The 21,082-nt window shown below is 59.4% G+C and carries 18 protein-coding genes; 9 read left to right on the top strand and 9 right to left on the bottom strand.

Annotation, left to right across the window (positions count from 1 at the left end; genetic code table 11):
* On the top strand, positions 1-806 hold an 806-nt coding region (gene sppA / locus DBR30_RS21575), incomplete at its 5' end, for a signal peptide peptidase SppA (protein ID WP_258224267.1).
* 92 nt (positions 807-898) lie between these two features.
* On the opposite strand, the gene DBR30_RS03790 is transcribed toward sppA, so the two are convergent.
* The 8 genes from DBR30_RS03790 to DBR30_RS03755 all read right to left on the bottom strand — a co-directional run bounded on the left by DBR30_RS03790 (position 899) and on the right by DBR30_RS03755 (position 10,047).
* Complete coding sequence (locus DBR30_RS03790; protein ID WP_005338927.1) at positions 899-1,819, bottom strand: L,D-transpeptidase family protein; 921 nt, start codon at positions 1,817-1,819, stop codon at positions 899-901.
* A gap of 511 nt (positions 1,820-2,330) precedes the next feature.
* Complete coding sequence (locus DBR30_RS03785) at positions 2,331-3,572, bottom strand: tetratricopeptide repeat protein (protein ID WP_108542584.1); 1,242 nt, start codon at positions 3,570-3,572, stop codon at positions 2,331-2,333.
* Between the two features lie 11 nt (positions 3,573-3,583).
* Entirely contained in the window at positions 3,584-4,219 is a 636-nt protein-coding gene (locus tag DBR30_RS03780) for an energy transducer TonB (protein ID WP_108588190.1), read from the bottom strand.
* A 16-nt stretch (positions 4,220-4,235) separates the two neighbouring features.
* Complete coding sequence (locus tag DBR30_RS03775; RefSeq protein WP_033137735.1) at positions 4,236-4,643, bottom strand: ExbD/TolR family protein; 408 nt, start codon at positions 4,641-4,643, stop codon at positions 4,236-4,238.
* A gap of 67 nt (positions 4,644-4,710) precedes the next feature.
* Positions 4,711-5,238: a MotA/TolQ/ExbB proton channel family protein gene (locus tag DBR30_RS03770; RefSeq protein ID WP_005338936.1), complete on the bottom strand. Its 528-nt coding sequence runs from the start codon at positions 5,236-5,238 to the stop codon at positions 4,711-4,713.
* Between the two features lie 10 nt (positions 5,239-5,248).
* Positions 5,249-6,622, bottom strand: coding sequence for a MotA/TolQ/ExbB proton channel family protein (locus DBR30_RS03765; RefSeq protein ID WP_108542583.1), 1,374 nt, complete (start codon positions 6,620-6,622; stop codon positions 5,249-5,251).
* On the bottom strand, positions 6,619-7,383 hold the full coding sequence (locus DBR30_RS03760; RefSeq protein WP_108542582.1) for a DUF3450 domain-containing protein: 765 nt from the start codon (positions 7,381-7,383) through the stop codon (positions 6,619-6,621). The genes DBR30_RS03765 and DBR30_RS03760 overlap by 4 nt, the downstream gene beginning before the upstream one ends.
* A gap of 108 nt (positions 7,384-7,491) precedes the next feature.
* A complete protein-coding gene (locus DBR30_RS03755; RefSeq protein WP_108542581.1) occupies positions 7,492-10,047 on the bottom strand; it encodes a TonB-dependent receptor in 2,556 nt (851 codons plus the stop codon).
* 739 nt (positions 10,048-10,786) lie between these two features.
* Here DBR30_RS03755 and DBR30_RS03750 point away from each other — a divergent pair.
* The 5 genes from DBR30_RS03750 (at position 10,787) to DBR30_RS03730 (ending at position 16,960) form a co-directional block, all read left to right on the top strand.
* Positions 10,787-11,812 carry an ABC transporter permease subunit gene (locus tag DBR30_RS03750; RefSeq protein ID WP_031227629.1) on the top strand — a complete coding sequence of 342 codons (1,026 nt, stop codon included), beginning with the start codon at positions 10,787-10,789 and terminating at the stop codon, positions 11,810-11,812.
* Between the two features lie 2 nt (positions 11,813-11,814).
* On the top strand, positions 11,815-12,858 hold the full coding sequence (locus DBR30_RS03745; RefSeq protein WP_005343430.1) for an ABC transporter permease: 1,044 nt from the start codon (positions 11,815-11,817) through the stop codon (positions 12,856-12,858).
* A gap of 151 nt (positions 12,859-13,009) precedes the next feature.
* Entirely contained in the window at positions 13,010-14,827 is a 1,818-nt protein-coding gene (locus DBR30_RS03740) for an extracellular solute-binding protein (protein WP_108542580.1), read from the top strand.
* A 31-nt stretch (positions 14,828-14,858) separates the two neighbouring features.
* Complete coding sequence (locus DBR30_RS03735; RefSeq protein WP_108542579.1) at positions 14,859-15,917, top strand: ABC transporter ATP-binding protein; 1,059 nt, start codon at positions 14,859-14,861, stop codon at positions 15,915-15,917.
* A complete protein-coding gene (locus tag DBR30_RS03730) occupies positions 15,914-16,960 on the top strand; it encodes an ABC transporter ATP-binding protein (RefSeq protein WP_108542578.1) in 1,047 nt (348 codons plus the stop codon). Before DBR30_RS03735 ends, DBR30_RS03730 begins: the two co-directional genes overlap by 4 nt.
* Before the next feature lie 101 nt (positions 16,961-17,061).
* Here the strand turns inward: DBR30_RS03730 and DBR30_RS03725 are convergent, their stop codons facing one another.
* On the bottom strand, positions 17,062-17,673 hold the full coding sequence (locus DBR30_RS03725; RefSeq protein ID WP_108542577.1) for a YitT family protein: 612 nt from the start codon (positions 17,671-17,673) through the stop codon (positions 17,062-17,064).
* Between the two features lie 243 nt (positions 17,674-17,916).
* On the opposite strand from DBR30_RS03725, the gene DBR30_RS03720 reads away from it, so the two are divergent.
* The 3 genes from DBR30_RS03720 (at position 17,917) to DBR30_RS03710 (ending at position 21,022) form a co-directional block, all read left to right on the top strand.
* Positions 17,917-19,296, top strand: coding sequence for a UDP-glucose dehydrogenase family protein (locus DBR30_RS03720; RefSeq protein ID WP_108542576.1), 1,380 nt, complete (start codon positions 17,917-17,919; stop codon positions 19,294-19,296).
* Positions 19,293-20,306 carry an NAD-dependent epimerase gene (locus DBR30_RS03715; RefSeq protein WP_108542575.1) on the top strand — a complete coding sequence of 338 codons (1,014 nt, stop codon included), beginning with the start codon at positions 19,293-19,295 and terminating at the stop codon, positions 20,304-20,306. Before DBR30_RS03720 ends, DBR30_RS03715 begins: the two co-directional genes overlap by 4 nt.
* Positions 20,307-20,416: 110 nt before the next feature.
* Positions 20,417-21,022, top strand: a complete 606-nt coding sequence (locus tag DBR30_RS03710) for a DUF2076 domain-containing protein (RefSeq protein ID WP_108542574.1) — start codon at positions 20,417-20,419, stop codon at positions 21,020-21,022.
* Positions 21,023-21,082 lie beyond the last annotated feature (60 nt).

Here is a 21,082-nt window from a genome sequence, read left to right as displayed (position 1 = left end):
GTGATAGCCTCTCCGACCTGCTGGCCGATGCTCGCCGCGATGACAAGGTCAAAGCCGTGGTCCTGCGGGTCGACAGCCCGGGCGGCAGCGCCTTCGCCGCCGAGCAGATCCGCGCCGAGCTGCTGGCTCTGAAACAGGCAGGCAAACCGGTAGTGGTCTCCATGGGCAGCTATGCAGCCTCCGGTGGCTACTGGATCTCCGCCGATGCGGACAAGATCTTCGCCTCCCCGACCACACTCACCGGTTCCATCGGGGTGTTCGGCATGTTTGCCACCATCGACAAGGCGTTGGCCCAGTTCGGGGTGCACACCGACGGGGTCGGCACCACAGATTACGTCGGCGTCGGCCCGACCCGCGCCCTGCCGGATCACGTCGGTCAGGCAATCCAGCTGAGTGTGGAGGATACCTACCAGCGCTTCATCGGTCTGGTCAGCAAGGGTCGTGGTCTGAGCCCGGAAGAGGCCGAGAAAGCGGCCGAAGGTCGTGTCTGGACTGGTGAGGATGCCAAGGCCCTGGGTCTGGTGGACGAGTTCGGCAATCTGGATGACGCCATCAAGGCCGCCGCCGAACTGGCCAACCTCAAGGAGTGGCAGGTGACCCCCATCGAGCAGGAGGAGTCCACCAAGGACAAGTTCCTGCGCCAGCTGTTTGACAGCAGTGCCCAAGTGCTGGCCCCCCAGTTGCAAAGCTGGCTGCCGGCTGGATTTGGCAAGGCATTGGTGGAAGTGAACCGCAGTCTCGACCCGCTCACCCGCTTCAACGATCCGCAAGGCACCTACGCCTTCTGCCCGGTCTGCGTGCAGTAAGCAAGCGGTGAATGCCCCATAAAAAAACGGCGACCATCTGGTCGCCGTTTTCTTTATTCAGCCAGTGCGCGCGGCACCGCCAACTTGCTCAATCAGGGATTGAGGCGGGTCGGCATACCGGTACGCTGTTCCAGCACCTGCTTGACCACGTTGGAGTCTGACTCGGCGTGGGCAATGAAGCGGGTGATGGCCGGTGTCATCGGGAGCGGCACGGAGGCGGTGGAGTTGAACTCCTCCTCGGTGCGCGACAGCGGCTCGTGTACTTCCATGTAGCGACCGCCATCCGGCTCGACCGTGGTCTTGACCGGCTGGTTGACGAACTGGACGCGGGTGCCGACCGGCACGTTGTCGAACAGATACTTGATGTCGTCAGCGCGCAGACGCACGCAACCGCTGCTCACCCGCAGACCGATACCGAAGGTGGCGTTGGTGCCGTGGATGGCATAGAGGTTGCCAATGTAGAGGGCGTGCAGACCCATGGGGTTATCCGGACCGGCTGGCCATACTGCCGGCAGGGTCTTGCCCTGAGCGGCATAGCGGCGACGGATGTTCTCGGTCGGGGTCCAGGTCGGGTTGGCGCGCTTGCGCTCTACCTTGGTGATCCAGTTCTCCGGGGTGTTTACCCCCAGCTGACCGATGCCGATGGGTAGCACTTCCACCACGTTCTTCCCTTTCGGGTAGTAGTAGAGACGCATCTCGGCAACGTTGATGACGATCCCTTCGCGGGGCGCGTTGGGCAGGATCAGCTGATGAGGGATGATCAGGGTGCTACCCGCCTTCGGCAGATAGGGATCAACGCCCGGGTTGGCTTCCATGATGTTGGTCAGACCCAGCTGGAAGTCAGCAGCGATCTGCTCCAGCGGACGGTTGTCCGCAGGCACCACGTATTCCTGGTTTTCACCGATCAGGCGGCTGTTGGCCGCAGGCAGACGGTACTCGACGGCGGCAGCCTGCTGGCTGACCAGCGCAAATGTGCATAAAAGGGCCGAAGCGGCAGTGCGAAGGGGATTCATAAAATTCCTGTGTGGTTTCCTGTACCAAATGGGCCGGGGGCCGTCTCATCCTCGGTCTGCCGGTGGCGGGTCAACCTGCCCCACGACGCCAATAACCGAGCGCGCATTCTTTCCTGAGTCGGCCAAAATTTCAACTTCCATATGTTGCTTTTCTTGTTAAAAGTAGCCGTTTTCGATGTGACGCTTATCAACAGGGCAAAAGCCACACTGGCAAGTCGCAGCAAAGAGAAAGATGAATGGCACTGCCCGCCAGTCAGCGGGCCACCCGAGCTCCCGTCAACCACAGTGCTGCACCACCTTGCTTCACGGTTGCAGCCCTAGCTAAAACGTTTGTCGCAGCCGGGGAGATAAGCCAATGTCGACGGAGACTCTTTATTGGTATGAAGAGGGATAAAACCGTGCGTCGGCCACCAGCCGGAGCCGGCTGCCACCATAAAAAAACCGCTCCGAAGAGCGGTTAATGGAGCCACCAGGCAACCATAAAAGGGACTACAGGTAGTTGTCATTGGAATTACTGGACGGTTGCCTCCCCCGCACCACTCTGCTCCTTGAGGAAGCTGATCCAGGGGGATGCCCGACCACTGACGTTGCCATTCTGAGCCGCCTGGGTGAAGGCGTTGAGGGCCTCCTTCGGCTTTTGTTGCTCAAAATAGGCGACCCCGGTCAGGAACTTGAGATCCGCCCGTTGTTCACCATTGGCATTGGCTGCCGGTTTGGCGGCCAGCGCCACCAGATCCTGATAGCGCTTGCTCTGGATCATCATGCGCGCCATTTTCAGCTGCAGATCGGCGCTCGGAGCCAGCTGGTAGGACTTGGCCAGCGTGTCGATGGCCGGATCCAGCTCCTTGGCCTGATGCCAGTAGTTGGCCAGGGTCTTGTAGTTGCTGGCGCTCTGCTCAATCACCCCGTCCTTCATCCCCTTCTCCATCACCCGTGCGGCGCGATGGGGAATGCCGGTGAAGGCGAGGTAGTTGGCGAGGCGCTGCAGCTCGGCGGCCTCGGTCAACATGCCGAGGTTGTAGGCCGACTCCAGCGCCGCCAGCGCCTTGGCATCGTTGCCTGCCTGCATATGCATGGCCGACAGCTGGGTCCAGTACTTCTTCTTCTCCGGGAAGATGTTGACCAGAGAGGTCAGCACCTCGGTCGCCGGTTTGTACTGTTTCAGCTCGTAGTGAGCCCCCATCTTCAGCAGATACCAGGACTCCGGTGCTTTACCTGCCGACAGCTTGATCGCCTGATCCACCGCCGGGATCGCGTCACGGTACTGTTTGAGCTGCACGTGGGCGTTGGCCAGCGTGATATAGGCATGGGAGTTGGGCTTGTCATCCTTGCCCTGGTTGGCAAACCACTCCTTCATGGTCTTGATCGAGCCCTGATAATTGCCCTCAGCCATATAGAGCTGGGCCAGGTTGTAACGCACCTGCTGGGCCACCGGTGGCGGCAGGCCGCCTGTCGCGATGGCATCGGCAAAGTACTTGGTCGCCTGACTGTATTTCTCCTGCTGGGCGGCTACGAAACCGAGAGTCTGCAATATGACCCCCTTGTCGTAGACCCGCTCGCCCGCACCGGAGAGGGCATCTTGCAGCTTGGCATTGGCCTCGCCGTATTTCTTCTCGGTGATCAGCTCCTGCGCCTTGTTGACCGCCCGATAGGCCCGATCCGACAGGGTCGGCTGCTCGGCGGCCCAACTGGCGGTGCTGAGCAGCACCGCCATGGCGACCGGGGCGAGGATCATCTTGTGTAACTTGTTCATCGCCACCTTCCTTAGTTGACCGCAAACTCGATCTCTTGCTGCATACGGCTCGCCTGCGGCTTGCCATCCACCATGGCCGGTTTGAACGTCCACTTGGCGATGGTTTTTCGCGCCTCTTTGCCGAGGTCATAGCTGCGCGGCTCTTCCTTGACGATCCGCACGTTGCTGACGGTACCACGCTCGGTGACGGTGAACTCCACCAGCACCTTGCCGGACGCCAGACCCGCCAGTGCCGCCTTACGGGGCATCATGGGCTCGAAGGTTGCCAGCGGAATAGCGCCGTTGTTGCCACCGATCCCGCCACCACCGCCGCCGGTGCTGTAGGCACCGAGGGCGTTGCCACCACCGATGTTGACCGGGATGTCGAGCTTGGGCATGTCCATGGGAGAGCTCTCCATCTGCGGCCGATCCGTACTGGCCACTTCCATCTCGGGAGGGGGCGGCGGACGGTTCGGCGGCGGCGGTTTGGGCAGCTCCCGTTGCTTCTCTTGCAGGGTCTCCTGGGGCTTGATGCGAATGAAATCGGTCATGGCGATGTCATCCTTCTCCACCAACTCCCGGTGATCCGGTGTGATCAGCTTGTTCATTCCCAAAAACAGAAAGAACACCACCACACAGGAGACCGTTAACGATATCAGGTATCTCATAGGTCTCTCTCCAGCATCAGCTGCTCTTGCTGGCAGCGATGGAGATGTTCTGGACACCGGCCATGCGGATCTGATCCATGACCTGCACCACCAGACCGGAACGGGATTCGGTATCGGCCTGGATCACCACGGCGCTCTCCGGGTTCTCGGCACGCAGCCGCTCGATGTTGGCACGTACAGCCCCCACTTCCACAATGCGCTTGTCGACCCAGACCTGACCGTTTTCGCGTACCGCGACCATGATATTGCCCTTCTTCACCGTCTCGGCCGTGCTGGCACTGGGACGGTTGATCTCGACACCGGACTCCTTGACGAAGGAGGTGGTGACGATGAAGAAGATCAGCATGATGAACACTATGTCCAGCATGGGGGTCAAATCGATAGCCGCCTCGTCAGCACCGCTGTCGCTGTAACGTTTTCTCATAGCAGAAACTCCTTGCTTGTTCTGTGCCCCCGGCAGGCCATGCCTCACCGGGGGTATGCATCCTGCATCAACCGTGTTTCAGGTTGTCTTCCAGCTTTTGCACCGCCAGTTTGGCTTTGTGATCGAGCTGGTTGACAAAAAACAGGCCGGAAAGGGCGGCAATCATGCCCGCCATGGTCGGTACCGTTGCCTTGGAGATCCCCGATGCCATCGCTCGCGGCGAACCGGTGCCGGTGATGGCCAGGGTGTCAAACACCTGCACCATCCCCACCACGGTGCCGAGCAGCCCCATCAGTGGACAGAGAGCGATCAGCACCTTGATGACCGGCATCCCCTTGTCCACCGCCATGGCGACCCGTGAGACCAGCTCGCGCCGGATCTGCTTGGCAGACCAGGAGAGATGATCGGTGCGGGCCAGCCAGGTAGCCTTGGTCTGCTTCACCTGCTTGGGGTAAACAGCCATGAAGTAGAACCAGCGCTCCAGCAACAGGGCCCACATCATCAGGGTCAGGAAGAACAGGGCGACCAGTACATCGCCCCCCAATCCCAAAAACCGGCGGACCGACTCGACTTCTTCAATCAACCAGAACCACATGGGTGACTCCTTACGCTGCGGCTTTGGAGGCGTGCAGACGTTCCTGATAACGGGCGACGAAACCGGCGCTCTGCTCTTCCAGTACCTGGATCAGACGACGGCTCTGGGTCTGCACTATGGTGTAGAGGAACAGCATGGGCACCGCGACGACCAGACCCTGCATGGTGGTCACCAGCGCCTCGGAGATACCGCCCGCCATCAGCTTGGGATCGCCAGTACCGAACAATGTGATGGCCTGGAAGGTGGCGATCATCCCCACTACGGTACCGAGCAGGCCCAGCAGCGGTGCGACGGAGGCGATCAGCTTGATGATGCTGATACCCTTCTCGAACTTGGGCACGTTGCGCAGGATGATCTCGTCGAGCTTGGACTCCAGATCCTCGATGTTGTCACCGCGATGGCTCTGGTAGGCCCCCAGCATGTCACCAATGGGGTTGCCCTTGATGATCTGATCGGATTTCAGCTGCTTGCGCATGGACGAGCCGATCAGCGACAGCCGGATACCGCAGAAGATGGCCAGCAGGGTACCGAGCACGCCGAGCACCATGATGACGTAACCCACTTCACCACCCTGATCGATCCGCTCCTTGAAAGTCGGTGACTGCACCAGCAGAGAGAGGATCACGCCGCGAGACGGGTCGATAAAGATGGGTTTGACCCCGTCACCGCCCTGTTCAAACTCGGCGATCGGTTCCAGCACGCCCTTGTCAGGTTGACGGGAGAGCTGCTCGAATTTGCCGGTCTCCGGCACGAAGGTGAGGTACTTGCCTTCGGACACCGTGTTGAACTCACCGATCTGGGTGACGGTCTTCTCGGCCTGGTTGCCCTCGCCATAGACCACGGTCGCCGGGATCTGGCTGACCTTGCCACCGTCCACCATGCGGCTGAGGGTGGTGGTCCAGAACGCTTCCAGATCATCGCTGGAGGGGAGCTCTTTACTCTCGGCCAGACGGGTCAGCAGGGCGGATTGCTCCGGATGCTCGACCCGACGGGCGGAGGCGTTGAAGATCCCCTTGAACTCACCGGCGAACTGACGCAGCACACCAAACATCTCGCCCATGTTGCCGGAACGCTGGCGCAGGGTTTCGGTCAGTTCGGTCAGCTGCTTGTCGTTGGCATCAAAGGTCGCCTTGAGCTGCTCGCCCTTGGCGGTTTCGGCTGCCAGCTCGGCCTTGGCCTTGGCCAGCAGCGCCCCCTGCTCGTTCTTGTCAGCCAGGAAGCGGGCTTCCCGCTCCTTGTTGAGTTGGGATTCGCTCAGGCTGGAGGCCTTGACCTGATTCAGCAGCGCATTGAGATCCACCGGTTTTTCGGCGGCGGTCACCGGCAGGGTGACCAGGGTTGCTCCCGCAATCAGGGAGGCAATAGCAAGTTTGATTCCTTTCATGATGCTTTCTCCGCAGTTTGAACCGGCAGCTTGATAAGCGCAGGAGGCGCCTGCTTCTTGGCGATGCGAAGGCCCTGTTCAACCGCACTGCGATACTCCTGGGGCAACTCTTCCCACTGACGGGTCTTCTTGTTCCACATGCCGGTCTCATTGCCATCCGGGGACTGATAAAGCAGCGCAATGCGGCCAACCCGCAGGAACTCGTAGGTCTTCTCGCTACCATCCTTCTCCAGGCTCGCCTTGTAGGACTCGATGGTGCGGCTGAAGCCCTCCTCGATCTGGTAAGCCTCGAGGATCTTGCGGTACTTCTCGGAGATGGTGACATCGGCCCGGTTCATCAGGTCGGTCAGTGCGGCAACCCGATCTTCGCGTTCACCCTTCTGGAACGGCAGATCCAGGGAGACGAACTGCTCGAGGGAGTCGATCATCTTGAGCATCAAGGGCACCACTTCGGTGCTGGTCTGGTCAATCTGGGCGATCTGCTTTTGCATCGACACCAGCTCGGTGGTCTGGGAATCGACCATCTTGCCTACCTGCTCGTTGTAGGTGCGTAGACTGTCAACCTGACGCAGGGCAGCCTTGTACTGGGCCAGCGCAGATTCGGCAGAGTCGGCATAGCTGTCGATCTTCTGCTGGGAAACTTTGGATGCATTATTGGTGGCGGCTTGAGCGTCCACGGCCTGACCGGCAGTAGCGGCACTCAGATTGAAGCTGGTCAACAAGGCGGCCGAAACCAGGCTGCCAAGAAGCGCTTTCTTCATTGTAATGGTCCTTGTCTTCATAGGATTACCCTATCTCCGTAACTTCCTTGGACGTTGGGCACAGCCGGCCCGACCGGGCCGGCTGAGGTTGTATATCAACGGGGTTGATTAGAACTTCTGGGTGTAGTCGATGTAGTAGACGCGACCGTCGATGCCGTAGAGGTATTCATCGTAAGTGAAACCATCGTTGGACAGGGAAGGCCCGCGGTTGAACATGTTCTTCACACCGGTCTGGATCTTGGCATTCCAGCTGGTATCGACCGCGACGTTCAGGTTCCAGATGGTGTTGGAAGCGATGTGTCCCTCTTCCTTGTCATCCACATAGTCCTGGCTCTGGGAGTCGATATAGTTGGTGCTCAGGTAGGTATCCAGATTCCACAGCTGCGGGAAGTTGGCACCGACCCCGGAGTTGAAACGGAAGTCGGGTTTGCCATTCCAGCCCTTCTTGTCGACCATTGGGCCGCCAGCGAACAGACCTTCCTCATATTTCAGGATGTAAGTGCTGCCAAAGTCGTAACGCAGGGTGAAGGAGTTGAAGTCGTACTTATAGTCCGCCTTGAAGTCGATACCACTGGTCTTGAGTTGCCCCAGGTTGACCATGCCGGCATAGACCATCTCGACATCACCGTTGGCGTCACGAATGACGTTCGGGTTGCTGCCGGTGTTGAGCTCCTGGTAGAACTGGGTCTGGGTGGTGGCCAGCTGGATTACGTCATCAATCTTGATGTAGTAGTAATCGAGCGACAGGTTCAGGTTGTCCAGCGGGTTGTAAGCAGTACCGATAGTGAAAGTATTGGCCGTCTCTTCCTTCAGATTTTTGTTGGATTGACGGGTGGTCATGTACTGATCTTCGGAACAGTTGGCAACACCATTCGCCTGGCAGTAGACATAGTCCTTGGCAAAGTCTGCTGACTGGGCATCCGCCGCATAGAGATCATTCAGACCCGGCGCGCGGAAAGACTGGGACCAGGAGGTGCGGAACATCAGCTGGTCGAGCGGTTGATAACGCAGACTCGCTTTGGGCGAGAAGGCGCTGCCAAAGTCGCTGTACTTGTCGTAACGACCCGCAAGGTTCAGCTCGATCTGCTCGGTGATGGGGATCAAGCTCTCGATGTAGGTGGCAAACACATCGCGCACACCACCACCGGAGTTGCCAGATGAACCCAGCACGTTGCCCGCTTCGGACTGGCTGTCATAGGTATCGGAGTAAACCCAATCGTTATACTCGGCCCCCAGATACCAGCTGACCGGGCCAGCAGGCAGTTCGCCCATCTCCCAACCCACACCGCCGTACCACTGGAAGAAGTCCATCTTGGAGTTGCGGCTGGTGGTATAGGAGAGATCTTTGGTGGCCGCGTCAGAGAAACTGCCATTGACGAACTTGCCGTTGTTGACCTGCGTTTCCACGGCAGGTGCCAGGACATAACCATTGCCGGTGCTCTGGTTGTCCGTTTTGGAATACATGTAACCGGCGTTCCACTCCAGATCACCCACGGCTTCGGTCGGTACCACACCTTCAAAACCCAGGTTCATAGTACCGGTCAGGTCGGTCACATCGTTATCACGGGGACCCACGTTGTTGAAGCGGTAGTAAACGGTCGCGGCCTTGGCGGTGCTGAAGTTGTTGGCAGACAGAACTGCTGCGCTTTCAGGGGTGGAACCATCTACGGTGAAGGCACCGGCAGCTGGCGCGAAACGACCAAAACTGGTGACGCGAGAACCAATCATCTGTGGCACGAAATCCACATTGTCGTTGATATGGTAGCGACCGTTGAGGTAGACGGTGTCGCGGGTACGAGAGGCAGTCTTGGCAGCGACTTGAGCAAAGTCGAAGCGGCAAGCCGTGCCCTTGGTGACGAAACCGGTGCCGGTACCTTCACAGTCAACTCCCTTCAGGGTACGGGTAACCGTCTTGCCGGTAGTGGCATCCACTCCCTTGATATTGCGGCCATAGAGACTCGGTGCAGTTGCCCCCTCTTTCGCCAGATAGTCGCGATCCTTGTAATAGATCTCGTCTTTCACATCGTGCTCGTAAACCATCATCAGAGAACCCTTGTCCCCTATGATGCCACTGACGATGGAACCACTCTGCTCGTCACCACCCTCTTCGGTCGGTGAACCGACGCGCCCCTGGAATGACAAACCTTCAAAACCCTCTTTGAGGATCACGTTGATAACGCCGCCGATGGCATCGGAACCATACAGGGCGGAGCCACCATCCAGGTTCACTTCCACCCGCTCAACCGCCGCCATGGGGATAGTGTTGAGGTTGATAGCGGTGCCGCCCATGGAGGGAGAACCGGCGATACGCTTGCCATTGAGCAGCACCAGCGTGCGATCTTCCCCAAGGCCACGCAGCCCCACGGTAGCTTGTGACTGGGCAGAGCTGCCGGAGGATGGGGAGAAACCACCAAAAGAGTTGTAGGAGGCCTGTTTCAGATAATCCGCCACAGTCTGCTGACCAGACTGTTCGATCTGAACCTTGCTGACGGAGACAACCGGAGTGGCCCCCTCAACTTCAACACGGGAGATACGGGAGCCAGTGACTTTGATTTTCTGCAGTTTTTCGACGTTCTGCCCTTCTTCGGCAGATACGGATGGGGCCGCCGCAAGGCTCGCCAAGGCGAACGCAATCGCAGCAGAGATTCTGCTCTTCCTAAGCATCGCTTATATCCTTCCTGGTTGTTTATTGTTTGCTTCCTGATACCGCCCTCTTTGGAGCGATGTGTAAGGCTTATCAATCTTTGACTAGCGACGTCAATGGAGCAGGGGTGTGGCGAGGTCAGGCGTAGAATAAGCGGAGTGTATTAATTTTGACCGGCATAATTAGTGAATAATTCTGCCAAAAACAACCAGCGCAATGTAAAAACATTGTTAAATGACGTAAATAGCGCTGAATTAAAATTTGATGAACTTATTAGTTAACGTGCTGTCCGTTTATATCTTATTTTGATTTATCGGCATTAATAAGAATAAAACACTAACTTCATGAGGGTTGCACCTGACCGTTCTCATGGGGATAACAGATAAAATTGTCGAGATGACATCGTTTTCCTTCAATTTCACACCCCAAACAAAAGCATTGCCAATCAACAACTTAAAATCATTTAAAACCAAAACAAACAGGTGTTTATATTTTTTAAAATAATGTTGAGCAGTAGCGTTTTGTTTTGATTTTCACTTTTCAGATAAAAAACGTCTTTTTTCGGTGCTTTTGGTCTCAGCGGGTCATTTGTCCCAGTTTTCCATTTCCTTGTACTTGATTTTTGTTGCAGAGCTTTTACAGTGGCCAAGCGGATTGTCTGCTGTTTGGCAACCAATCCAGCGCGTAATGCCAGGAAGGACAGGCCCGTCACCGGATTTGACTGGCCGCAAAAAAGAACAACAAGGACGAGGTTCCACCATGCTGTCGTATTTCCTACGCCGGATGCTTTTGATCATTCCGACGTTTCTCGGTATCACCCTGCTCGTCTTCACCATCACCCGTTTCGTGCCGGGCGGACCTGTCGAACGCATGCTGCTGCAAGCCCAGGTTTCCCAGAATGAATCTGGCCGCTCCAGCGGCAGCAAGGGGGCGCAGGCCCTCTCCGATGAACAGATCGAGGAGCTCAAGGCCTTCTATGGTCTCGACAAGCCGATGCTGGTCGCCTATTGGGAGTGGCTGCAGAAGCTGGCGGTGCTGGATCTGGGCGAATCGACCCGCTACTACGAGCCGGTGTGGGATCTCATCAAGGAGCGGCTCCCCGTTACCGCCTTCTTCGGACTGGCAACCTTTCTGCTGAGCTATGCGGTCTCCATCCCGCTGGGGGTGGCGAAGGCGCTCAGGCACAACAGCCGCTTCGACTCGTTAAGCTCCATGCTTATCTACATGGCCTATGCCCTGCCCGCCTACGTGGTGGGCATCTTCCTCATCACCGTCTTCGCCTTCCATCTGGAGTGGCTGCCGATGGGCGGTTTTCCGGGGGATGACTTCGAATACATGGAGAGCAGCTGGGATCAGATCCGCACCGTCTTTGCCCACGCCCTGCTGCCGCTTATCGCCTACGCCATCGGCGATTTCGCCATCCTCACCATGACCATGAAAAACAGCCTGATGGAGAACCTGTCGGCCGATTATGTGCGTACCGCCGTGGCCAAGGGACTGCCGTTTCGCAAGGCGGTCACCGACCACGCCATGCGCAACAGCCTGATCCCCATCGCCAGTCACCTGGGGTCTGTGCTCACCGTTTTCTTTGGCGGCTCCTTCCTCATCGAGACCATCTTCAACATCGACGGCATCGGCCTGCTCGGTTACGAGGCTATCGTCGAGCGGGATTACCCCACCGTCATGGGCATTCTGGCCATCACCTCCATGCTGATGCTGATTGGCAATATCGTCTCCGATATCTGCGTTGCCCTCGTTGATCCGCGCGTGCGGTTTGGAGACTGACCATGAAGCTCAATCCGGTTACCTTGAAAAAACTCAAGCGCTTCAAGTCGATCAAGCGCGGTTACTACTCCTTCATCATCTTCACCACCCTGGTGCTGCTCTCCCTGCTGGCGGAGCTGCTGGTCAACAGCCGGGCGCTGATAGTGAGCTATCAGGGCCAGTTGCACTTCCCCACCTATGGCGATGTGATCCCCGGTCAGCAGTTCGGGCTCGATTACGAATACGAGACCAACTACCGCCAGCTCAAGGCCAAATTTGCCGCAGAGGGCCAGGGCGACTGGGTGCTGCTGCCGCCGGTGCCCTGGAACCCCTACGAGCAGGATTTCAAGGAGGATGCCTACCCACCCTACGCCCCCAGCGCGGCCGAGCGCCACTTCCTCGGCACCGACACCAGCGGCCGCGACGTACTGGCACGGCTGGTTTACGGCTTTCGCATCGCCATCGGCTTTGCTTTTATAGCGCTGGCGGCCAGTTATGCCATCGGGGTCACCATCGGCTGTCTCATGGGCTTTCTCGGCGGCCGCTTTGATCTCATCCTGCAACGCTTTATCGAGATCTGGTCCCAGGTGCCGTTTCTCTACGTCATCATGATCCTGGTGTCGCTGGCCAAGCCCAACTTCGGCCTGTTTGTCGCCATCAACGTGCTGTTCGGCTGGATGGGGATCACCTGGTATATGCGCACCCTCACCTACAAGGAGCGGGCGCGAGACTATGTGATGGCGGCGCGAGCGCAAGGGGCGACCACCGGGCGGATCATCTTCAACCACATCCTGCCCAACACCCTGATGATGATCGTTACCCTGGCGCCATTCGCCGTGGTGGGCAATATCTCCACCCTGACGGCCCTCGACTATCTGGGCTTCGGGCTGGCACCGCCGACCCCGAGCTGGGGGGAGCTGCTCTCCCAGGGCATCAACAATCTGGATGCCATCTGGATCGTCAGCTCGGTGGTGGCCGCGGTGAGTCTGGTGCTAATAATGGTCTCCTTTATCGGCGAGGCGATCCGCGAGGCGTTTGATCCGCGCAAATTTACCCGTTACCAATAAGCCAGACGGTACCAGCGCGCATCGGCAGGCGCCGGGTAACGAACAGTGATTAATGAAGGACGGGCCGCCGCCATCGGCGGTCCCGGGAGCAAGGGATAATCCCGTTATCAATCAAGACCCCCAGTGCAGGGGCCAGACCTGGAAGTCAAACATGAAAAATAAAATCAAATGGATAGGTGCTCTCTTTGTGCTGGTAAACGGATCCTGGGTCTGGGCGGCCAGCCTGCCCGCGGATCTCAAATGGGAGACCAACGACACGGATCCTGTATTCGCCTCCCCCAAGGCGCTGTCGGGCGGCAGCCTCAATATGTTTGTGGAGAGCTTTCCGCTGACGTTCCGCACCGTGGGGCCTGACTCCAACGGATCGTTCCGCTCCTTTATTCTCGATAACCAGTTGCGGCTCATCAGCTTCCACCCCAATACCGGCAACCCCATTCCCTCGCTGGCGACCCACTGGGCCATCGCGCCAGACAGCCAGACCGTCTACTTCAAGCTGGATCCCCGCGCCAAATGGTCGGATGGCAAGCCGGTCAATGCTGACGACTACACCTTCGGCTACGAGATGATGCGCTCCAAACACATCAAGGGGCCCTGGTTCAACAACTACTACACCACTGAAGTGGTAGCGGTAGAGAAGATCGATGATCACACCATTATGGTCAAAGCGGGCAACCGCAAGGCCAAGATGGACCTGCTCAACACCACCGAGCTGTGGCCCCAGCCCAAACACTACTACAAGCTGACCCCCAACTGGGTGAAGCAGTACAACTGGGCCGTGGTGCCCACCACCGGCCCCTACGTGATCAGCGACGTCAAGAAGGGCAAGTCGGTCACCTTCAGCAAGCAGAAGGATTGGTGGGCAAAAGACGATCGCTACAACCAGCACAGATTCAATATCGACACCATCAAGGTGCAGGTGATCCGCGACCACAACATCGCCTTCCGCCACTTTCTGAAAGGGGAGATCGATACCTTCGAGATGATCCTGCCCAACTGGTGGCATGAAAAAGCGGTCACCCCGGAGTACAAAAAAGGCTACGTGCAGAAGGTAATGGCCATGACCGATACCAAACAGGGCGGTCAGGGGGTGCACCTCAATGTGGCCAACCCCAAGCTGGCGGACGTAAACGTGCGCCTCGGCATCCAGCACGCCTTCAACATCGACAAGATGATCGAGACCGTGCTGCGCGGCGACTATGACAGAGCCACCACCTTTGACTCGGGCTTTGGCGAGTTCACTGACATCACGCTGCCGGAGCGGGCTTATGACATTGGCAAGGCGCGGGAGTACTTTGCCAAGGGTGGCTACAACAAGCCGGGGCCTGACGGCATCCTGCAAAATGAGAAGGGTGAGCGGCTGACGCTGGCACTCACCTACACCAGTCAGGAGCACTCCAAGCGCCTGACCGTGCTGAAAGAGGAGGCCAAGAAGGCGGGTCTGGATCTGGAGCTCAATCTGGTGGATGGCGCCACCGGTTTCAAGGTGATGCTGGAGAAGAAACACGAGGCGGCCTGGCTCGGTTGGGGCGGCGGCGGTCTCTATCCGCAATATTGGGAGTTTTTCCACTCCACCAACGCCAACAAGCCGCAGACCAACAACCTGTTCAACGTGGCTGACAAGGAGCTGGACGCGCTGATCGACGCCTACAACGTCGAATTCGACATGGCCAAACGGGCCAATCTCTCCCAGCAGATCCAGCAGCGCATCTATGACCTCGCCATCTTCGTGCCCGGGGTGCAGCTCAACTATGTGCGGGCCAGCAGCTGGCGTTATGTGATGCTGCCGGAAGTGCCTGCCACCAAGAACACGCCGGATCTGCTCTACTGGCCGATGGATGGTTATCCTCACAGTAGTGGCGGTCTGCTCTGGCTCGATCCCAAGGTGAAGGAAGAGACCCGCAACGCCAAGGAGGCAGGAGAGGCGCTGGCGCCCATCAACCTGCTCGACAAGACCTATGCACGTCATTGATATTCAGGCCATTGCGAAGGGAGCAGCCGTTATGCCCAACACTCAGGCCCCCATTCTTGACGTACCGGATAACGGGGGGGAGTTCGCCGCTGATAACGGCCAGCACCAGGCCCCAATCCTCGAAGTACGCGATCTTGAGGTGGAGTTCGCCGTCGATGACGGCAAGATCAAGGTGCTCGACGGGGTCAGCTTCAAGGTGGCCCCGGGTCAGACGCTGGGGATCGTCGGCGAGTCCGGCTGTGGCAAGAGTGTCACTTCGCTCGCCATCATGGGGCTATTGCCCAAGCCCCATGGTCAGGTGGTGGCCGGTTCCATCCGCTTTCAGGGGGAGGAGCTGCTGTCGCTTGCGCCGGATCAGATGTACAAGGTGCGCGGCAACCGCATCTCGATGATCTTTCAGGAGCCGATGACGGCCCTCAACCCGGTGCAGACGGTAGGGGAGCAGCTGATGGAGGTGTTTCGCCTCCACCGCCCCGAGTATGACAAGGCCCAGCGCAAAGCCGCGGCCATCGCCATGCTGCAGAAGGTGGGGATCCCTGAGCCTGCCCAGCGCTTTGCGGTCTATCCCCACAACCTCTCCGGCGGCATGCGCCAGCGAGTGATGATCGCCATGGCGCTCTCCTGCGAGCCAGACCTGCTCATCTGCGACGAGCCGACCACGGCGCTGGATGTCACTATTCAGGCCCAGATCCTCGAACTGATGAAAGAGCTACAGGCCCAGACCGGGATGGCCATCATCTTTATCACCCACGATCTCGGGGTAGTGGCAGAGCTGTGCGACGAAGTGGTGGTGATGTACGCCGGCCGCGCGGTAGAGCAGGCCGATGTGTTCGAGCTGTTTGACCACCCCCGTCACCCCTATACCCACGGCCTGATGAGCTCGATCCCGCGCCTTGAGGATGAGCCCAAGAGCCTGCTCAAGACCATCAAGGGACAGGTGCCAGCCCTGCACGAGATGCCCGCTGGCTGCCGCTTCTCCAACCGCTGCCCCCATGCAACCGATCTCTGCATCAGCGCCATTCCGGCGGTGGAGCAGTTAAATCTGCGCCACCATGTCGCCTGTCACTACTGGAAGGAGTTGACCGTATGAGCACTCTGTTATCGGTCAGGGATCTGAAACAGCACTTCCGGCTGGGAGGCGGGTTCCTGCGCAAGCAATATACGGTTCACGCGGTGGATGGTATCAGCTTCGACCTGAAACAGGGGGAGACCCTGGGGCTGGTGGGTGAATCGGGCTGCGGCAAGTCCACCCTCGGACGCAGCCTGCTCAAGCTGTTCGAGCCGACCGCAGGCACCATCACCTTCGAGGGGCGCGACATCACCGCCCTCAGCCCGAAGGAGATGCGCTCCCTGCGCCAGGAGATGCAGATGGTGTTTCAGGACCCTGCAGAATCTCTCAACAGCCGCCACACCGTGGGCCAGATCCTGGAGGAGCCCTTTATCATCCACGGTAAAGGCAACACTGAGCAGCGCCGCGGCTGGGTGCAGGAGTTGCTGGCGAAAGTGGGCCTGCCGGGCAGTGCGGTAGATCGCTACCCCCACGAGTTTTCCGGCGGTCAGCGCCAGCGAATCGGCATCGCCCGCGCCATCGCCCTCAAGCCCAAGCTGCTGGTGTGCGACGAGGCGGTCTCGGCCCTCGATGTCTCGGTGCAGTCCCAGATCGTCAACCTGCTGCTCAGCCTGCAGCGGGAGATGAACCTCTCCATCATCTTCATCGCCCACGATCTGTCGGTGGTCAAACACATCTCGGATCGGATTGCGGTGATGTATCTGGGACGGATCGTCGAGCTGGCGGATGCCCAGTCGCTCTATCTGACGCCGCGCCATCCCTATACCCAGGCGCTGATCTCCGCCATTCCGGTGCCAGACCCGCGCAGGCGCAGCCAGCGCATTCCGCTGACCGGCGATGTGCCCTCCCCCATCTCGCCGCCAAGCGGCTGCCACTTCCACCAGCGCTGTCCCCATGCGACCGAGTTGTGCAAAAGCAAGGCGCCCAAACTTGAGGCGTGTGATGAGGCCCATCATCAGGTGGCCTGCCACACCCCGCTCGCCGTCGGTGGTCACGCTATCAGCGGCAACGCCATCAGTGACAACGCCATGAGCGGAGACAGCAGGCTGGAGCAGGCGAGCTAGACGCAGCGAACAAACACCTGGGTAGAAATAGACGAGGCGGCCATCAGGCCGCCTCGTGCTATCGGGTCACTCTTGCAATATCGAGCCACTGCCGCAGCTTGTCAGGCAATCTGGTAACGGCCGGGCTTGTGGTTGAGTGTCAACACCAGATTACAGATAACCGCCGCCACGATGGAGAGCGCCAGGATCCAGGGCTGCACCACGAAAAACGAGGCGACAACAATGGCGCAATCGAGCCCCATCTGCAGCTTGCCCGCCCGGATGCCAAAGCGATCCTGAATAAAGAGCGCCAGAATGTTGAAGCCCCCCAGACTCGACTTGTGGCGAAACATGATGAGCAGCCCCATGCCAATCAGGGTACCGCCGATCAGCGCCGCATAGAGAGGCTCTATCTTGCCGATCTGCAACACACCGTTGAGGTGATCGGTCATGTAGGAGACCGCTGCCACCGAAACAAAGGTGTTGAAGGTAAAGCATGGCCCCATTCGCAGCCACGCCAGCGCATAGAAGGGCAGGTTGATGCCGAAAAACAGCAGGCCGAAGCTGATGCCGGTCACCTTTTGCAGCAGCAGCGCCAGCCCGGCAGTCCCGCCAGTGAGCAGGCCGACCTGATGAAACAGAAAGATGCCGAGGGAAACAAAGCCGGCCGCCGTCAGCAAGGCCAGCACATCCTCATAAATAGGATGAGCAGTGCGAATCGAGGTGTTGTCCATAACCTGTATCCAAGCGAAGTAAAGAGAGAGTGTCTGTCGCCTGCCGTTGCGGGCGGGCTGCGAGCCCTGTCCACAGGGCTTCGTTATGGGGTCCAGTCTATTTTTTGTGAAAAGGATCACAACAGGCAGGCTGAACGCCCCATTCTGGTGACTGTCATCTGGCATTGACACCCGCTGCACCAAGATGCAGCATGCCGCGGTTTCGCAGCACCATCACTCCATCCACAGCACGAGGCACTTTTCATGAAGGTCACCATTTTTGGCACAGGCTATGTCGGGCTGGTGCAGGCCGCCGTTCTGGCCGAGGTGGGCCATCAAGTCTGCTGCGTGGATGTGGATGATGAGCGGATCGCCGCCCTCAGGCAGGGGCAGATCCCCTTCTACGAGCCGGGGCTGGCCCCGCTGGTCGAGAGCCATCTGGCCAGCGGCCGCCTGAGCTTCACGGTCGATCCCGCCATTGGCGTGGCACACGCCGACCTGCTGCTGATCGCCGTAGGCACCCCGGCTGACGAGGATGGCTCTGCCGACCTGCAACATGTGCTGGCGGTGGCCGACACCATAGGCCGACTGATGAGCCGCCCCAAGCTGGTGGTGACCAAGAGCACAGTACCGGTCGGCACGGCGCAGCAAGTAAGGGAACATATTGAGCTACAGTTGGCCGAACGTGGGCTGACCCTCGCCTGCGAGGTGGCCGCCAATCCCGAGTTTCTCAAGGAGGGAGCTGCGGTCAACGACTGCATGCGGCCAGATCGCATCATCATCGGCTGTGACAGCGAGCGGGCACTTGAGCAGTTGCGCGCCCTCTACGCCCCCTTCAACCGCAATCACGACCGGATCGTGGTGATGGATCTGCGCAGCGCCGAGCTCACCAAATACGCCGCCAACGCCATGCTGGCCACCAAGATCTCCTTTATGAATGAGATGGCGGCCCTCGCCGAGCAGTTGGGGGCCGATATCGAGGCGGTGCGCCAAGGGATGGGGGCAGATCCCCGCATCGGTTACCACTTTATCTACCCGGGCTGCGGCTACGGCGGCTCCTGCTTCCCCAAGGATATCAAGTCGTTGCGCCATACCGCAGCGAGTGTCGGCTGCGACGCCCCGCTGCTGGCGGCGGTCGAGCAGGTCAACCAGCGCCAGCAACAGAAGATGGCACAAACCCTGCTGACTCGCTTCGGCCCGGATCTGCGCGGCCGCACCTTCGCCCTGTGGGGACTGGCGTTCAAACCCGGCACCGACGATATGCGCGATGCGCCGAGCCGCCCGCTGCTGGCCGCCATCTGGGCTGCCGGTGGCCGGGTGCAGGCCTTTGACCCCAAGGCAATGGGGCGTGCCCGCCAGATCTACGGCCAGCGGCCGGATCTGCTGCTCTGCCCGACTCAGGAAGCGGCACTGGAAGGGGCCGATGCTCTGCTGATCTGTACCGAGTGGCAGGCGTTTCGTGCCCCCGATTTCCAGCAGCTAAAAGCCCTGCTCAACCAGCCCGTCATCATCGATGGCCGCAACCTCTATGACCCCCGCCAGCTCTGCGAACTCGGGTTTGACTATCACGCCATCGGGCGACCACATCTTCCCGCCAAAAAGCAGCCTGCCAACACCAGTTGCAACCCGGAGACCCAGCCATGATCTATCTGGTCACCGGCGTCGCTGGTTTTATCGGCTTTCATGTGGCCAGCCAGCTGTGCGCCGCAGGTCATCAGGTGGTGGGGATCGACAACCTCAACGACTACTACGAGGTGAGTCTGAAAGAGGCGCGGCTGGCCCAACTGGCCAGTTTCCCTAATTTTCGCTTCGAGCGGCTGGATCTGGCGGATCGCGAGGCGATGGCGACCCTGTTTGCCCGCCATCGCTTCGAGCGGGTGATCCATCTGGGGGCGCAAGCGGGGGTGCGCTACTCCATCGACAATCCGTTCGCCTATGCCGACAGCAACCTCACCGGTATGCTGACGGTGCTGGAGGGGTGTCGTCACCACGGGATTCAGCACCTCATCTACGCCTCCTCCAGCTCGGTCTATGGCATGGGGGATCAGATGCCCTACTCCACCGCGCAGCAGGTGGATCACCCGGTCTCCCTCTACGCCGCCACCAAGAAGAGTGGCGAGCTGATGGCCCACGCCTACTCGGCGCTCTATGGCCTGCCCACCACAGGGCTGCGCTTCTTTACCGTCTACGGCCCCTGGGGGCGGCCCGACATGGCCATCATCAAGTTCACTCGCGCCATCCTCGCGGACGAGCCTATCGATGTGTACAACCACGGCGATCTCAGCCGCGACTTCACCTACATAGACGACATAGTCGCGGGGATCCTCGCCGTGGCCGACCAGCCGCCCCGCCCCAATTCCGATTGGCGCGCCAGCGAGCAGAGCGCGGCCGAGAGCGCAGCCCCTTACCGCATCCTCAATATCGGCAACGGCCAGCCGGTGCGGCTGCTCGATTTTATCGAGGCGCTGGAAGAGGCCATCGGCAAACCCGCCATCAAGCGGATGCTGCCGATGCAGGCAGGCGACATGCACGCCACCTGGGCCGACAGCGAACCGCTGCACACCCTCACCGGCCTGCGCCCCGCTACGCCCCTCAAGCAGGGGGTTGCCGAGTTTGTCCGCTGGTATCTCGACTACTACCGGCCCGCCCGCTGACGAGCGCGGGTAGCCCCTCGGTCATTGATGAGTTAATCAGATACCACTGATGCCCCGCGGGTTTTAGGATGGCTAAACGCACTGTCTGCGCACCATAGCGAGGATTTGAGATGCAATCACAGGAACAGGGTCTGATCGATGGACTGTTCGACCGCCTCAAGCAAGCGCAAGCCAGGGATAGCAAGCGAGACCCACAAGCGGATCAGCTGATCCGCCAGCATCTGGTCCAGCAGCCCGATGCCCCCTACTACATGGCCCAGGCGCTGCTGATCCAGCAGGCTGCCCTTACTCGCCTCAACGAGCGGGTCAAGGAGCTGGAAGCCAGCCAGAGCCCCCCAAGTGGTGGCAGTTTTCTCTCCGGCCTGTTTGGTAGCGAAAGCAGCCCGCCTCCGCGCTTTACGCCGCCACCGGCATCCGCGCCTGCCCAGCCCGCGTCCCGTGCCAGCTCCTTTTTGGGCGGCGCCCTGCAAACCGCAGCCGGGGTTGCCGGCGGAGTCATGCTGGCCGATATGATCGGCGGACTGTTTCACAGCAACCGGCCCGAGGAGATCATCGACATCATAGAGCCAGCGCCCATCGCCAATCCGGTCGATGCGGAACCGGTGCGCTGGGACGGCTGGGATTCACCTCCCGATGTTGGCAGCAGTTTTCTCGACGACGATAGTCAGAGTAGCGGCTGGCCCGACAGTGACGATAACAACGGCGGTTTCTTCTGACCGTCAAACCATTACTGGCCCCGTATCTGGCGGGGCCCAACTCGATACGAAACCCATGAC

Source organism: Aeromonas sp. HMWF017 (assembly GCF_003061465.1).
In the GTDB taxonomy this organism is placed as follows: Bacteria; Pseudomonadota; Gammaproteobacteria; order Enterobacterales; family Aeromonadaceae; genus Aeromonas; species Aeromonas veronii.
Note: the sequence above shows the minus strand (reverse complement) of the source record. Positions and strands in the feature narration are given on the sequence as shown.